Source organism: Bacillus sp. NMCC46 (assembly GCF_002998465.1).
Classification (GTDB): domain Bacteria; phylum Bacillota; class Bacilli; order Bacillales; family Bacillaceae; genus Bacillus.
Map to the genome: position 1 here is coordinate 714,883 of NZ_PVQZ01000002.1, position 15,486 is coordinate 730,368.

Consider the following 15,486-nt stretch of genomic DNA (forward strand, 5'->3'; position numbering starts at 1 on the left):
AAAACAGATCCTTAAAAAAAGGATCTGTTCATCATTCGTTGTCGTAAGAAATACCTAAAATCATTTGATTTTGCAAGCTTTGAATTTGAACACGCGCCCTGTCTAATTGCTCTCTTTGCTGGTCATTGGCGACATCTTTTAATTTTTCTAATTCGTTCACCGCATCTTCAAGCATAAGCTGCGCCTTAGAAAATTCGTCCTCATTATAATGCTCTTGGCGTAAGTTCAAATCAAATTGCTCATTTGCAAACTCAAGGGTTTCAGTACTTTTTTGGATAAATTCATCGATCGACTGCCTTGTTGCCATCTTGCATTCCCTCCATTTCATCATTGTTCCCGCCTATTTTGCCCACGTAAAGCTTTTTCACTAAAGAAAATGTTGGACAGATTCAATTGTCCTCCTTCATGATTTTTGTTAAACTTTAAGGATGCCTATTATTACGCAAGGAGGTTACTGACTTGGATCAGCATAACCCTTTTTTATATTCAAACAGCGAAAAACGCTATCACACATGGAACTATCATTTGCGAGAGCACTTTGGTCATAAAGTATTTAAAGTGGCCTTAGACGGCGGCTTTGACTGCCCAAACCGTGATGGTACTGTAGCCCACGGAGGCTGTACATTTTGCAGTGCAGCTGGGTCTGGTGATTTTGCAGGAAACCGGGCTGATGATCTCATCACTCAATTTAACGAAATCAAAGACCGGATGCACACAAAATGGAAAGACGGAAAATATATGGCGTATTTTCAAGCGTATACAAACACACACGCCCCGCTTCCTGTTTTAAAGGAAAAATTTGAAACCGTTATGAATTTGGATGGTGTGGTTGGTTTATCTATTGCGACAAGACCTGACTGCCTGCCAGATGACGTGGTGGAGTATTTAGCCGAATTAAATGAGCGCACTTATCTCTGGGTAGAGCTTGGTCTTCAAACGGTTCATGAACGGACAGCAATGCTCATTAACCGTGCCCATGATTATGAATGCTACGTAGAAGGTGTAGAAAAACTGCGAAAACACGGAATTCGTGTCTGCTCGCATATCATCAACGGACTGCCTCTAGAAAACCGGGACATGATGATGGAAACAGCAAAAGCTGTCGCAGATTTAGATGTGCAAGGAATTAAAATTCATTTACTTCACCTTTTAAAAGGAACCCCAATGGTCAAGCAATACGAAAAAGGCAAATTGGAGTTTCTAAGCCAGGAAGAATATGTTCAGCTTGTTTGTGATCAACTGGAGATCCTGCCGCCAGAAATGATTATTCACCGCATTACAGGGGATGGCCCAATTGAATTAATGGTTGGTCCGATGTGGAGTGTAAACAAGTGGGAAGTACTAAATGCCATTAATGCTGAGCTCGAAAGACGTAACAGCTACCAAGGCAAACGTTTCGTCAGATTGGAAGAAGCAGCCAAATGATTTTGAAACGCATGCTCCCTTTTAGTAAAGAGCTGTTAGAACGGGCTTGTCAAAAAGGCGACATCGTCATTGATGCAACGATGGGAAATGGCCACGATACACGCTATTTAGCTGATCTTGTAGGAAATGATGGACAAGTTTTCGCATTCGACGTACAAGAGGAAGCCCTACAGCAGACGAGAAAAAGGCTTGGCGAGGGATATCCTTACGTTCATCTGATCCACGATGGGCATGAAAAACTGGCTCATCACCTGCCAAAGGATGTTTATGGACATATTTCTGGTGCGGTGTTTAACCTTGGGTACCTGCCCGGAGGCGATAAAGCCGTCACCACTCAGTCTCATACAACCATCGAAGCCATCGAGCAGCTCCTCGACTGGCTTAAACCCGGCGGTCTGATCGTCCTTGTGATTTACCATGGACACTCCGAAGGAAAAAGAGAAAAAGAAGTACTTCTCGACTATTGCAGATCACTTCCTCATGAAGAGGTACAAGTTTTATCATATCAATACATGAATATTCAAAACGACCCGCCTTTTGTGGTCGCCATTGAAAAAAAGCTCAAATCCTAATGATCTGAGCTCAGATTATTGACAAAGGGCTAAAATGATTTTTATTTTAGCCCTTTGTCTTCTTTCAGCGTGATAGAAAACCTTTGCAGTCTAGGAAGAACGAGCACCGGAACGGAGCGAATTTGACATTCGTGAGTACCGGCACGCAGGACTGACAAAGAATGCGAGGGTTTGTCTGCGCGCTGAAGCTCAAATCCTAATGGATTTGAGCTTTTTTATGAGGATTTCATCCAAGGCATTTTCTGATAGGTCCGGTAGGCTCTTCCGTTGATATAGAAAAAGAATGATGTTTTCCCGCTTGATTTGATCAGCCGTTTTGCCAGCTTATTCATCTCTTTTTGGGCTGTCACTTTTTCATCGGACAAATAGACTGCCAGTAACCCTCTGTTAATCAATTTGTGAAAGTTTTCGTGTGGAATGCCTTTCAGCTGCTCATCCGCTTTTTCAATAAAGTGCTGAAGTCTATCCATCATCTCATGATGAGAGGCATAGTAGGAGCAAAAGTTCAGATCTCCCCCAAGCCGGTCTTCTTCTTGGTCAATTAAATAATCAAGTAAAATGTGCAGACCTTGGATATAAGGGAAATAGCTTTCGTAAATTTGCTTCGCCTGCTTTTCTGTAAAATCCGGCTGCAGCGCATACGCCACAAGACAGAAAATCCCTAACGTTGATCCTGCACAAGCTGAAAATTCATACCATTCCATCTTAGGCAAATCCTTTTCATATTGGCGAAACCACGATTCTAGACGCGGGACCCGTTCATGAGGAACGACATGTTTATGTACTTGCAAATCACTGTAGTAATCACACAGCGTGTGTAAATATGGCTGAATGATCGGATAATGCTTAAGGCGCGTAAGCACGTCTTGGCATGTGCGGACAAGCGCATGTAAATACCCATGATCCTCTTGATCATCACGGAATTGATAGTAAGGCTTGAGCTCAGCATGAATATCAAGCGCATCTCTCATCGCTTGATGCAGCATATGAAAATCTTTTGGATCCAGCGACGTGCTGCGGTCACATAGGTTATCTAAGTAATCACTGATGGTTTGATACGCCACAATGAATTCAATACACGTTTCTTTCGCCTCACCTGCTAGGAGAGATAAAATGCCTCCGCCTTCACAGTGAAAGGTTTTACTCGATATGCTCGCTAGTGCCTGCGTTCGCAGTTCTTCATTTTCAATCATTTCTGCATGAGCCCGCCACTTTTTCAGCTCCTGATGAACAAGCGGAAAAATATCTTTATACACCTTTGTCATCAGTGCAAAAGGACGCTCTGGTACTGACAAATCAATCCACCCCCAACTTAAAGCTCACCATCAAATATATTGATCTGTAAAGGCTCTTGCTGCCTTAAACACATCTTCTCTTTCCGGTTCATTAAAAATTTCGTGATACAGTTCTTCCCATTCACGGTATGATTTATTGGTTGATTCAATGCCATTGAACCATTTGATCACCCTCGTTTTATCCACGATCTTATCATCGCCCGCCTGCATTAAAAGGAGCGGAATCGATTTAAAGACATTCGTTGGCTGCATGGCCGCATCAATATTTTTGATCAGCTCTCGGTACCAGCGAACCGACACCTTTGTTACGTAAAGAGAATCATTTGAGTCTGCCTCAATCACAGCCTGATTCCGTGTGGCTAGTTCAATCGACAGCCCTGACTCGACTTTAAAGGACGGTGCCAGCACATTTAGACCTTTTGATGCAAAATCCATTATCTTCTTCGGTTTAAATTGCAGACCTAAACAAGGTGATGATAAAATAAGGCCATCAATCTTCGTATGGGTATACTGCTTGATCCACTCAATTGAAATGAGTCCACCCATACTGTGTCCAAGTAAAAAAGTAGGAAGCCTGAATGATTTCGCATGTTCGATCCATTCATCTATTGTATCAATGTATTCCTGAAACGAGCGAATGTGGCCGCGCGCACGTGTCGATGTCCCTTGCCCAGGGAGGTCACCCATAACGACGTGATAGCCTGCATTTCGCCACATTTCGATCAGCCATTTATATCGGCCGTGATATTCACTCGCACCATGTACAATTACAATTGTACCAACTGGTCTTTCAGCATGCCAAGTCCACAAAGTAAACACCTCACAAATGTTGTATTAAGAAAGGAAGTCGAAAAAGTGATTTATCCATATCATCAGTTTACACCTGAGATTCATGAATCGGTCTTTGTCGCAGATAACGTCACCATTACTGGTAATGTCACGATTGGAGAATATTCGAGCGTGTGGTTTCAAACCGTCATCAGAGGCGATGTCGCTCCTGTGAGAATTGGAAAAAACGTCAATATTCAAGATTTATCCTGTCTGCATCAAAGTCCTGGAAAAACACTTCTTATAGAAGATGGTGCTACCATTGGACACCAAGTCACATTACATAGCTCAATCATTCGAAAAAATGCCCTCATTGGTATGGGGTCCATCATTCTCGATGGTGCAGAAATTGGCGAAGGTGCCTTTATCGGTGCAGGTAGTCTTGTCCCTCAAGGAAAGGTTATTCCAAAAGGATCACTCGCTTTTGGCCGTCCAGCCAAGGTCGTCCGTCAGTTAACAGATGAAGATATCCAAGACATGGACAGAATCCGTAGAGAATATGTAGAAAAAGGACAATACTATCGTTCCCTTTTATCCCGTTAACATCATACGTGTATCTTCACTTTATCATGTTTTTTTCAGGATATTAAGCAATAACTATGAACCGCTTGTTATTTTACCCTTTTCCACTGCTTTCTATCATGACAAAAAAGGTTTTCAGCACAAAGCTGAAAACCTTTTTTCATTAACTAAAGATGACTTCTTTCGGTTGATGATTCAACTGCTCTGGATCAATGCTGCGCTCCACATAAATGCTGTGCCAGATCATAAAGATGAGGACGGTCCAAATCTTACGGCTATGATCTGCTTTGCCAGCACAATGCTCATTTAATAAATCAAGCACATACTCTTTGTTAATGTATTCATCTGTTTGACTGTTTTTGATGATGTCTTTCGCCCAAGCATTCATCTCATTTTTCAGCCAATGACGAATTGGCACAGGGAAACCAAGCTTTTTACGGTTTAACACATGGTCAGGCACAATGCCTTCTGCTGCTTTACGCAATAAATATTTCGTTGTGCCATCTTTTGTTTTCAACTCTTCTGGAATTTTAGAAGCCGCTTCAAAAACGACCTTATCAAGGAATGGAACACGAAGCTCAAGAGAATTCGCCATCGTCATCTTGTCTGCTTTCAGTAAGATGTCTCCGCGCATCCACGTATGAATATCAACATATTGCATTTTGTTAATATCACTATAGCCTGCGCTTTCCTCGAAGTATGTCTTCGTTACGTCACGATACGTGATGCTTGGATCATAATGTTTTAAGAGGTTTTTCTTCACTGGCTCTTCAAAGATTTTCGCATTACCGATATAACGTTCCTCTAATGGCGTACAGCCGCGAACGATAAAGCTCTTCCCTTTCATTCCTTCTGGCATTAATCGCGCCAGACGAAGAAGAAGCTTTTTCAGCATAGATGGTACAGATTCAAATGGTTTAAGAGAAAGAGGCTCACGGTAAATATTATATCCGCCGAACAGCTCGTCCGCTCCCTCACCTGAAAGAACAACCGTCACTTGTTTCTTCGCTTCTTTTGCCACAAAATACAATGGAATCGCCGCCGGATCAGCTAAAGGATCGTCTAAATGCCAGACAATCTTCGGAAGCTCGTTCATATATTCCTCTGGAGAAATGACGGCACTGAAGTTTTGTAAGCCTAGCTTATCAGCTGTTTCCTTCGCGACATCGACTTCACTAAAGCCATCCTGCTGGAAGCCAACAGAGAATGTCTTCAGCTCAGGGTGTAATTCCTTTGCGACAGACACGATGAAGGAAGAATCAATACCACCTGATAGGAATGAACCAACAGGTACATCACTTCTCATGTGAACTTTCACAGAATCATAGATTGCATCGCGTACTTCTTCTATTAATTTCTGTTCTTGTGTTTGTTCAGGCTTGAATTGAACCTTCCAGTATGTCTTAAATTCGATCTCCTGTCCTGGGCGTAAAATAAACTGATGACCAGGCTCAACTTTGTGCACCTTTTGATCAAGTGTATTTGGCTCAGGAACAAACTGGAACGACATGTACTGCTGCAATGAAGTCTCATCAAATAAAATGTTCTCGTTCACAGCCATCAAGCTTTTGCGTTCAGACGCAAAGTACACTTGCTCATCCATTTGTGTAAAATAAAGCGGTTTGATGCCAAAAGGATCTCTCGCGCCATATAATTGCTGCGCTTCTTTATCCCAAATTAAAAATGCAAACATGCCGCGAAGTTTAGAAGCCGCCTCTTCTTTATAATGACGGTATGTGGCAAGCAGTACTTCCGTATCAGAATCTGTGCTGAACGTATAGCCCTTTTTCACAAGCTCTTCCTTCAGCTCCACATAGTTATAAATTTCTCCGTTGAAAATAATCCAATACTTTTCATCTTCATAAGAAAGCGGCTGCTTTCCGTGCTCAACATCTATAATACTTAAACGTCTAAATCCAAATCCTACATGCTCGTCATGAAAGTAACCCTCATCATCGGGACCACGGTGAACGATGAGACGATTCATTTGTTTAATTAACTCTTCCTGCTCAGTAGTTTCGGACAATGGACGGTGATTAAATACACCAACAAACCCACACATATTATTGCCTCCACGTTATGTTATTTCTTAAAAGTAGACCTATAATTAGACAGTATTTTGTCCGATTTTGTTTCACATTTTTTCACTTTTTGTAGAATTTTTTTTAATCAAAAGGAAAACCGCTTAAAATAAGCGGTTTTCTATGTTGTTATTGTCCTAATGCTTCTTTACGAAGTGTATCGGCTTTATCCGTTTTTTCCCACGGAAGATCTAAATCATGACGGCCGAAATGTCCGTATGCAGCTGTTTGTTTATAGATCGGACGACGCAGGTCAAGCATTTTAATAATGCCAGCTGGACGAAGATCAAAGTTCGCACGAACCACTTCAATTAATTTTTCTTCAGAAGCTTTTCCTGTTCCGAATGTATCAATTGAAATCGATACAGGCTGCGCAACACCAATTGCATAAGCAAGTTGTACTTCACAAGAATCTGCAAGACCGGCAGCTACAATGTTTTTCGCTACGTAACGAGCAGCGTATGCCGCAGAACGGTCAACCTTTGTTGCGTCCTTCCCAGAGAAAGCACCGCCGCCATGACGAGCGTACCCGCCATACGTATCAACGATGATTTTACGTCCAGTTAAACCAGCATCTCCTTGAGGTCCGCCGATGACGAAACGGCCTGTTGGGTTAATAAAGTATTTTGTCTCTTCGTCAATGAGTTCGCTTGGAACCACAGGGCGGATGACATGCTCTTTTAAGTCGCTTTGAATTTGTTCAAGCGTCACTTCTGGTGCATGCTGCGTAGAAATAACCACTGTGTCAATACGAACAGGTTTATTTTGCTCATCATATTCTACTGTTACTTGTGTTTTTCCGTCTGGACGAAGATAGGCAAGTGTTTGATCCTTGCGCACTTCTGTTAAACGCAGAGATAATTTATGCGCTAGTGAAATCGGCAGCGGCATGAGCTCTTCGGTTTCGTTGTTGGCAAAACCAAACATCAATCCTTGGTCACCTGCACCGATCGCATCAATTTCTTCTTCAGTCATTGTTCCTTCACGTGCTTCAAGCGCTTTGTCTACACCTTGCGCAATATCAGCAGACTGTTCATCAATGGATGTGAGCACTGCACATGTTTCCGCATCAAAACCATATTTCGCACGTGTGTAGCCAATTTCCTTAATCGTGTCACGCACCGTCTTTGGAATATCGACATAAGTAGACGTTGTAATTTCACCGCTTACTAATACGAGACCCGTTGTAACAGAAGTTTCACAGGCAACACGTGCATTTGGATCTTTCTTTAAAATTTCATCCAAAATGCTGTCTGAAATTTGATCACAGATTTTATCCGGATGTCCTTCTGTTACTGATTCTGAAGTAAATAAACGACGATTTTGACTCATAATGGCTATTTCCTCCTGTACAAGACCACATCATCCCAAGATGAGGCCTCCAATATGATACGGAACTCGTTCCCTCTTATATTTGAAAACGTTTCTATTAGAGATGTTATTGGCAATTTGTTCATATGATATCCCAAAAATAAAAAAACCATTTCCTTCATTGCGAGGAAAGGGTCTGAGATCGCATGCCTTTCACTCTTATCGCTCAAGGTGTTCTTGTACCTTGCATCAGGTTAGCACCTTGGTTTCTCAGCATATTCATGCCTTTTTCACAAGAAACCGGTTGCTGGGCTTCATCGGGCCTGTCCCTCCACCAACTCGGGATAAGAGTATCCGTTCAATAAGATATCTTATCTCAAACCCTTGCATCATGTCAATGCTTCATCAGAATTATCTCCCCTCTTTTTTCACCTCACACTTAGCATCACCAAAAAGCATATTTTCATAGCAGAAATGAAAAAACACACACAAAAACATTTAAATAGTATAGACTATTATTATGAATGTGTTATACTAATCAAAACAAACAAATTCAACGGTAAAGGAAGGGTTTTTTTTATGAACTCAGTGGATTTAAAAGAAGATTTGCAGTCATTGCTCTCATTAGAAAATACGCACCAAAATTTATCTGTTCCGAAACTTGTTGAAAAGATTTTGGCACGTGATGAAGGCGTTTTAACATCAACAGGAGCTGTCCGCGCTACAACTGGTGCCTACACAGGACGTTCACCTAAAGATAAATTTATCGTCAAAGAAGAAAGCTCTGAACATAAAATTGATTGGGGTCAAGTCAACCAGCCGATCTCTAAAGAAGCATTTGACCGTTTATATACAAAGGTTGTGTCATACTTAAAAGAACGTGATGAACTATTCGTCTTTGAAGGATTTGCCGGCGCTGATGAAAGATACCGTATGCCAATTACAGTGGTAAACGAATTTGCATGGCACAATCTCTTTGCAAAGCAGCTATTCATCAGACCTGACGGATCAACACCTTCTTCAAACGAAAAACCATTCACCATCTTATCTGCACCGCATTTTAAAGCAGATCCTGAAACAGATGGCACAAACTCTGAAACGTTTATTATCGTTTCTTTTGAAAAACGCACCATTCTGATCGGTGGTACAGAATATGCAGGAGAGATGAAAAAGTCCATTTTCTCTGTCATGAATTACCTGCTTCCTGAGCAAGATATTTTATCCATGCACTGCTCAGCAAACGTCGGTCAAGAAGGCGATGTCGCATTATTCTTCGGCCTTTCAGGTACTGGGAAAACGACGCTTTCTGCAAGTGCAAGCCGCAAGCTGATCGGTGACGATGAACACGGCTGGTCTGGCTCAGGAGTCTTCAATATTGAGGGCGGATGCTATGCGAAATGTGTGAACTTAAGCGAAGAAAAAGAACCGCAAATCTACAAAGCCATCAGCTTCGGATCAGTTCTTGAAAATGTTGTGCTTGATGAAGAAACACGTGAAGCGGATTATGATGACACATTCTTCACTGAAAACACACGCGCTGCTTACCCAATCGAAATGATTGATAACATCGTGAAGCCAAGTATCGCAGGACACCCATCTGCCATTGTCTTCTTAACAGCTGATGCATTTGGCGTTTTACCTCCAATCAGCCGTTTAACAAAAGAACAGGCGATGTACCATTTCTTGAGCGGTTACACAAGTAAATTAGCAGGAACTGAACGCGGTGTCACATCACCAGAAACGACATTCTCTACTTGCTTCGGTTCACCGTTCTTGCCGCTTCCAGCTCACGTCTATGCTGAAATGCTTGGCAAGAAAATTGATGAGCACGGCGCAAAAGTATTCCTTGTGAATACAGGCTGGACTGGCGGAGGCTATGGTACAGGCAAACGCATGAACCTAGCGCATACAAGAGCAATGGTGCAAGCAGCGATCGAAGGCGATCTCGACAACGCCGAAATGATCACTGACGACATCTTTGGATTACACATCCCGCTTCATATTCCTGGCGTACCAGATGAAGTGCTTCAACCTTCTAAAACATGGGATGACCAAGAGGCTTATCAAGAAAAAGCACACTTCCTTGCCAATGAATTTAAAAAGAACTTCCAAAAATTCAGCCACGCAGCAAGTGACATTGAAGCCAAAGGCGGACCACTCGTATAATCAAATGACAAAAGCTGAGGGGAATCATTCCCTCAGCTTTTTTTGTTAGTTCGTTGAATGTAATGACACGAGACGGTAAGTTACCTTTGTCACATTGTCTGTCAGCTCCAGTTTTTCAACGTGTGCTGTCCCTGTTTTTTCTCCGTCTTTCGTTTTACGTACCTCAAGCGGAATATTTAATGGATAAATGCGGTACCCTTCCTTCATGAGCTCAAATACATTCTCTTCAATTCTTGTCTCTTTTCCCTTCGTGACAATCATTGTATTAAATTCAACAGGCATTCCCATATTGAAAATCCCCCTACTTTCTAAATTTCGTTATACTGCTTATTTTACCACATTTCCGCTTTTCCGGCTGTGCATCCACGTCGTCAGCCTTCTGACAATTTCCCGATTATGCTGCGGCGGGAAATAATGGTTGTATCCGTGAAAATACCAAGTCTCCACTGACTTTCCGTGCTGGCGCAGCGCATCTTCTAGTAAATACGCATGCTCAATCGATACATTCTGATCCTCTTCTCCGTGGATGATGAGAACAGGCGCTTCAATTTTGTCCACATCATTTAAAGGCGTTCTGTCCTCATAGGCCTCTGGCACCTTGTGCGGGGGACCGCCAATCACACGCTTCATCATTCTTCTCATATCCACACGCTCTTCGTAGGTGAGCTTCATATCACTGACGCCTCCCCATGTCACAAAGGAAGCCGCCTCTTGTTTCATTTCAACAGCGGTCCAAATGCCCATAATCCCTCCGCGCGAAAAACCAAAGATATGAATACGATCCTGCTTCACCTTTTTGTGGTGCTTTAACAATTGAAAGGCAGCAAAAGCATCTTTCCGGTCCTCTCCGGCAAAATCTTCGTTCCCTTCGCCTCCCTGATTTCCTCGGTAAAAGGGAGCAAATACGACAAAGCCCTGCGCTGCAAATTGCACAATCCGGCCTGGTCTCACCATCCCCACATTTTTAATGCCGCCTCGTAAATACAAAAAGCCGTCATAGAGACCTTCTCCGGCCGGTTCAGCGAGCAGTCCTTTGATCCGAAGCCCATCTGCCTCATAGGTCACTGTAAATAAGTGAATATGCGGATGGGGGGACGGAAACCTTCTTTTTTCCACAATCACTTGATTTCTCTCCTTTTCATCTGTTCTTACATCAAATGCTTCATGATCGCTTCTGCGACGAGCTGGCCTGATTTTGTCACTATCGGCGTGCCGCCGCCTGGATGACTTGTTCCTCCAACAAACCAAAGCCCTTCAATGTCCTTTGACTGATTATTGATTCGGAAGAACGCCTGCTTGAACGAGTTGGAAGACATGCCATAAATGGCGCCATGATATGCTCCTGTTTTCTGCTGCAGATCAAGCGGAGTTTGAACCGCTTCATATTCGGCAACCTCATCCATATCAAAGAGACCCTTTTCCTTTAATTTTGTTTTCAAATGCTGCCGATACGTCTCCTTTAGCATGTCCCAATCTTGCTCTTTTGTCACATAAGGCGCATTCGCCAGTACAAAAAGGTTGCTTCTTCCCGGTCCTCCGCTTAAAGCTGGTTCTGAATGACCTGAATAACATATGTAAAGCGTTGGATCCTGAGACAGTTGTTTTTTCTGAAAAATATCTTTGAATTCTTGCTCATAATTCTCTGGGAAAAACACATTGTGATGGGACAGCTGTTCATAGACTTTAGGTACACCTAATAAGAGAACAAAGCCAGATAATGACGGTTCAATATTAGCCAGCTTTTGATTTAAAAAGCTTGGGCGGTCTTTTTCATCTATGAGATGGCGGTAGACAGTCAGCGCGTCCGCCCCTGCAATGACTTGATCTGCTTCATACATCTGGTGAGCCGTCTCTACTCCTTTGATTCGCCGGTCCTTCACATGAATCTTGTTGACTTGTTCATTGAGGTGAATCTGTACGCCTAATTCCTTTGCCAAAGTCTCAAATGCTTCAACTAAACGATATGTACCGCCCTTTATTCCATAAATCCCTTTCTCCCCTTCTAAATACGCCATCATATTAAATATAGCCGGTGCCTCATAGGGAGAAGAGCCGATGTATGTAGCATACCGTCCAAACATCGCCAATGTATGCGGATGACGGAAATATTGACGCAGCAGGCGTTGAACGGTTGTAAACGGTTTGACAGAGAGAAGTGCTTTCATGAGCTTTACATCCGCCTTATCCTTCCACGTCAATAACAAACGATTTAAAAACTGCTCCTCAGCCTTTTGAAAAAACATCTTTGATTCATGTAAAAATGCACGGTATTGCTTCGCATCTTCAGGACTGAATGCTGCAATTTGAGATTCCATTTGCTCAAAATTGGGCGTAAATTCGACCGTATGTCCATCTGAAAAAACGTTTTTGGTCAGAGGAGAAATCGGATAAAATGTGACATAATCCTCCATCCGTCTATGACAGGAAGCAAACACTTCCTCGAAGTATGACTTCATTGTAATGGTACTCGGTCCTAGATCAAAAGAGTAGCCAGCTCCCTGATGGCGCTGCAATTTCCCGCCTAAAGCCGCTTCTTTTTCTAATATGGTGACCTGAACCCCGCGTGACTGTAAGCGGATCGCTGCTGATAATCCGCCAAGCCCGCCTCCGATGATGATCACTTTTTTCATTCGTACCTTCTCCCTTTCCATTCATACCCTTCTTTTTTCAGCCCGATTTTCATAGAAGCAAAGCCAATGGCGATCAAACTTAATATGCTGACCGGCAATAAAAAGGCCATTGCAGATGTTCTCCCGTTCTCGATATCAATTGCCGCTTTGATCGACACACCCAGCCCGTAGCAAAGAATGGCTAAGCATATACTGAGCACATCCAGCTGCAGCAAAGCCATCATCAAACAAATGACAGGAGCCAAATAAAGCAGAGTGTATAAACAAAAGACACTGCTTAACAAAGCAATGCTTCGATTGACACCTGGGAATAAATTTTTCCGGTAGCCTTTCCAAACCTCTTGTCCACTCTCATACATTCTCATATACACAAATGGATGAATGCTTGCAAGTGTGAACGGAAAGCCTTTTTCCTTCACCCGTCTAGCCAAGGCCATATCATCCACTAGCGAATCCTTAATCGCTTCATGCCCGCCAATGTCGTGGTAGCAATTCTTTTCAATGGCAATAAAGCCTCCATGTGCTGCGGCAAAAGCGGGGTTCCTTGAATTCCTTACCCACTTCACTGGCAGATGACAGCCTATGGTAAACATCATCATGGGAACCACAAGATGCTCAAAGAATGTACCTGTTTTTTGTTCTGGGAAGCCTGACAGCATGCCCGTATTTTGCGTGCATACCTGCTGATACACTGCTTCAATTGCCCCTCTTTTTAACCGGACATCCGCATCTAAAAATAGCAGCCAATCAGAAGCTGCTGCCTCAGCGAGCTGAGAACAGGCAAATGATTTACCTAGCCAGCCTTGCTTTAACGCCTGGCCTGACTGGACACGAATCCACGGATACGCTTCTGCAAAGCGCTCCACAATCGCTCTTGTCTGATCTGTCGAATGATCATCAAGTACAATAAGCTCTTTCGGATAAAGGCGTTGATCAACGATCGACTGAAGACAGGCTTCTATTCGCTTCTCCTCATTTCTAGCCGGAATCAGTATCGATAACGAAATGGGTTCATCTGGCGAAAAAGAAGCGGACTTTATCACGGGAAACTGCTTCATATTCCATATGGTGAACATAAACTGACAAAGCAGCAGCACACTGATCACGGTTAAGAAGAGCGCCATGTTTTCACCCACTTTTTAAAAGAATCAAACGCATCACTTGTTGACTGACTTGTCCTTGTCATCTGTTTAAATTCTTCGTTTAATGAAAAATCAGGATCAGCGATGACCTGCGCTTGATGTCGGTTTAACTGCGTTTCAAGCAGATCTCCAAGCATACGCGTCACGTCCTTGCTTCGTAGTGCCCCGCCAGATACTAAGGCATCTTCGCCGAACACAACAGAAACTGTCGGCTTTTGAAATTGATTAAATGTATACTGCAAGGTCACAGGCTTCACCACGACCTGCTCAAATTGCCTCACTAAAAAAGAAGCTCCTCCTTCCAGTTCAAGCGGCCGCATATCCTGATGCATAATTTCCCCCTGTGGAAAAAGCCATACAGCCCCGCCAGCCTGCATGTTCTCTCTTGCTGTCATCAATGCTTGTTTGACACTTTTCAGGTTCTCTTTATGAACCGGAAACGCTCCAAGCTTACGGAAAAAAGCATATTGCTTCAGCTGCTTCTCTTCCATCATCATGTAGTGATCAAGTTCAGACGCTTTTTCTGTTAAAAGAAAAATGATCAGTCCATCCCACCATGAGCTATGATTGGCGAGATAAAGAACAGGCAGCTTCTCCTTCGGGTCCACCAAGCCTTTCATCATCACACAGCGGAAATGCTTATGGAGTAAATACCGCTCAAGATAAAGTAAAAATATACGTCTAAACGATCGGCTTTTGTCGCTTTCTTTCAAATCGAACCCTTCCTTCACACAAAATGACAATGATCAGTGCTAAATAAAAAATGACATCGAGTCCGCCCTTTAATGCCAAAAGACCAAAAAAGAACACCATCGCCTGATAAATACGGCTCGTCCAGCTGAGTGCCTTTTGATCAATTGAAACAAGCGGGAAAAGAAATGAAAGTCCTGCTCCAATCATACCCCAGCTCACAAAATTCTCAAAAGGAATACCGAAAAACCCACCGCCGTCATACCACACCCAAAACTTCCGCTCAGCTGATACTGGATCTAATATGAGGTCAAGCAAGACAATCCATATCCCCGTTTCGACGGCTCGTCTCCACTTTGACTGCTGACTGGATAAAAAAAGGCTGTTTAAAAACACGCCAACCCATGCAAACGCAATGGTTAAGGGCACCCCTGCCACTAGAAAACCTAATGTCGGATAATAGTCATAGGCCCCGAATGGAAACCCCGTTGCGATACCTACCCACTCAACCGTAAATGTAAGCACCCCAACAATGGCTGCCCTTTTGATCACAAGCCCCCATGAGCCATAAATATGCCGCCCAATCTCTATGACGCAGCAGGCATACAGCACAAGAAAGATTCCATTTGCAAACTGAAGCCATGCTGGCACTTCAAAAAAGACCATTAAGATAAGACCTACTAAATACCATCCAACAAATACCCAACTCACTTTATACACGAAACCGCTCCTTTATTTCTGCCAAATTCAAGAAAGCATTCATTCCCCTAGTATAGAAAAAAAGACGCGTTCTATAAATAAACAATGCGCTTCTTATTTTCATC

15 protein-coding genes and 1 riboswitch are annotated in these 15,486 nt (G+C 42.9%); of the genes, 4 read left to right on the forward strand and 11 right to left on the reverse strand.

Annotation, left to right across the window (positions count from 1 at the left end; all coding sequences use genetic code 11):
- Positions 1 to 31: 31 nt before the first annotated feature.
- Positions 32 to 307: a YtzC family protein gene (locus C6Y01_RS09280; protein ID WP_106038084.1), complete on the reverse strand. Its 276-nt coding sequence runs from the start codon at positions 305 to 307 to the stop codon at positions 32 to 34.
- Positions 308 to 459: 152 nt separating this feature from the next.
- Between C6Y01_RS09280 and mnmL the strand changes: the two genes are divergently transcribed.
- Complete coding sequence (gene mnmL, locus C6Y01_RS09285; RefSeq protein WP_003217704.1) at positions 460 to 1,425, forward strand: tRNA modification radical SAM protein MnmL/YtqA; 966 nt, start codon at positions 460 to 462, stop codon at positions 1,423 to 1,425.
- Positions 1,422 to 1,997, forward strand: a complete 576-nt coding sequence (mnmM, locus tag C6Y01_RS09290; RefSeq protein ID WP_106038085.1) for a tRNA 5-(aminomethyl)-2-thiouridylate-methyltransferase MnmM — start codon at positions 1,422 to 1,424, stop codon at positions 1,995 to 1,997. The genes mnmL and mnmM overlap by 4 nt, the downstream gene beginning before the upstream one ends.
- A gap of 215 nt (positions 1,998 to 2,212) precedes the next feature.
- Here mnmM and C6Y01_RS09295 read toward each other — a convergent pair whose 3' ends face one another.
- Both C6Y01_RS09295 and C6Y01_RS09300 read right to left on the reverse strand, forming a co-directional pair.
- Positions 2,213 to 3,292: a tetraprenyl-beta-curcumene synthase family protein gene (locus C6Y01_RS09295; protein ID WP_034665369.1), complete on the reverse strand. Its 1,080-nt coding sequence runs from the start codon at positions 3,290 to 3,292 to the stop codon at positions 2,213 to 2,215.
- A 30-nt stretch (positions 3,293 to 3,322) separates the two neighbouring features.
- Entirely contained in the window at positions 3,323 to 4,102 is a 780-nt protein-coding gene (locus C6Y01_RS09300; protein WP_106038086.1) for an alpha/beta hydrolase, read from the reverse strand.
- Between the two features lie 45 nt (positions 4,103 to 4,147).
- On the opposite strand from C6Y01_RS09300, the gene C6Y01_RS09305 reads away from it, so the two are divergent.
- Complete coding sequence (locus C6Y01_RS09305) at positions 4,148 to 4,663, forward strand: gamma carbonic anhydrase (RefSeq protein WP_034665361.1); 516 nt, start codon at positions 4,148 to 4,150, stop codon at positions 4,661 to 4,663.
- Positions 4,664 to 4,805: 142 nt separating this feature from the next.
- Here C6Y01_RS09305 and asnB read toward each other — a convergent pair whose 3' ends face one another.
- The gene (gene asnB, locus C6Y01_RS09310) at positions 4,806 to 6,704 is read right to left on the reverse strand and encodes an asparagine synthase (glutamine-hydrolyzing) (protein WP_066030514.1); all 1,899 of its coding nucleotides are present in this window, start codon (positions 6,702 to 6,704) and stop codon (positions 4,806 to 4,808) included.
- A gap of 148 nt (positions 6,705 to 6,852) precedes the next feature.
- On the reverse strand, positions 6,853 to 8,055 hold the full coding sequence (metK, locus tag C6Y01_RS09315) for a methionine adenosyltransferase (RefSeq protein ID WP_034665356.1): 1,203 nt from the start codon (positions 8,053 to 8,055) through the stop codon (positions 6,853 to 6,855).
- Between the two features lie 195 nt (positions 8,056 to 8,250).
- Positions 8,251 to 8,385, reverse strand: a riboswitch (SAM riboswitch).
- Positions 8,386 to 8,613: 228 nt separating this feature from the next.
- Between metK and pckA the strand changes: the two genes are divergently transcribed.
- Positions 8,614 to 10,200 carry a phosphoenolpyruvate carboxykinase (ATP) gene (pckA, locus tag C6Y01_RS09320; RefSeq protein WP_012010978.1) on the forward strand — a complete coding sequence of 529 codons (1,587 nt, stop codon included), beginning with the start codon at positions 8,614 to 8,616 and terminating at the stop codon, positions 10,198 to 10,200.
- Between the two features lie 45 nt (positions 10,201 to 10,245).
- On the opposite strand, the gene C6Y01_RS09325 is transcribed toward pckA, so the two are convergent.
- From C6Y01_RS09325 to C6Y01_RS09350, 6 genes are read right to left on the reverse strand one after another with little or no spacing between them, the layout of a single operon-like run.
- Positions 10,246 to 10,488, reverse strand: a complete 243-nt coding sequence (locus C6Y01_RS09325; RefSeq protein WP_003217584.1) for a DUF2584 domain-containing protein — start codon at positions 10,486 to 10,488, stop codon at positions 10,246 to 10,248.
- 39 nt (positions 10,489 to 10,527) lie between these two features.
- The gene (locus C6Y01_RS09330) at positions 10,528 to 11,322 is read right to left on the reverse strand and encodes an alpha/beta hydrolase family protein (RefSeq protein WP_034665354.1); all 795 of its coding nucleotides are present in this window, start codon (positions 11,320 to 11,322) and stop codon (positions 10,528 to 10,530) included.
- A gap of 26 nt (positions 11,323 to 11,348) precedes the next feature.
- A complete protein-coding gene (locus C6Y01_RS09335; RefSeq protein ID WP_095286125.1) occupies positions 11,349 to 12,830 on the reverse strand; it encodes a phytoene desaturase family protein in 1,482 nt (493 codons plus the stop codon).
- Positions 12,827 to 13,954, reverse strand: coding sequence for a glycosyltransferase family 2 protein (locus C6Y01_RS09340; protein WP_034665351.1), 1,128 nt, complete (start codon positions 13,952 to 13,954; stop codon positions 12,827 to 12,829). Before C6Y01_RS09340 ends, C6Y01_RS09335 begins: the two co-directional genes overlap by 4 nt.
- Positions 13,939 to 14,685, reverse strand: a complete 747-nt coding sequence (locus C6Y01_RS09345; RefSeq protein WP_106038087.1) for a lysophospholipid acyltransferase family protein — start codon at positions 14,683 to 14,685, stop codon at positions 13,939 to 13,941. Before C6Y01_RS09345 ends, C6Y01_RS09340 begins: the two co-directional genes overlap by 16 nt.
- Complete coding sequence (locus C6Y01_RS09350) at positions 14,654 to 15,382, reverse strand: carotenoid biosynthesis protein (protein WP_106038088.1); 729 nt, start codon at positions 15,380 to 15,382, stop codon at positions 14,654 to 14,656. Before C6Y01_RS09350 ends, C6Y01_RS09345 begins: the two co-directional genes overlap by 32 nt.
- Positions 15,383 to 15,486 lie beyond the last annotated feature (104 nt).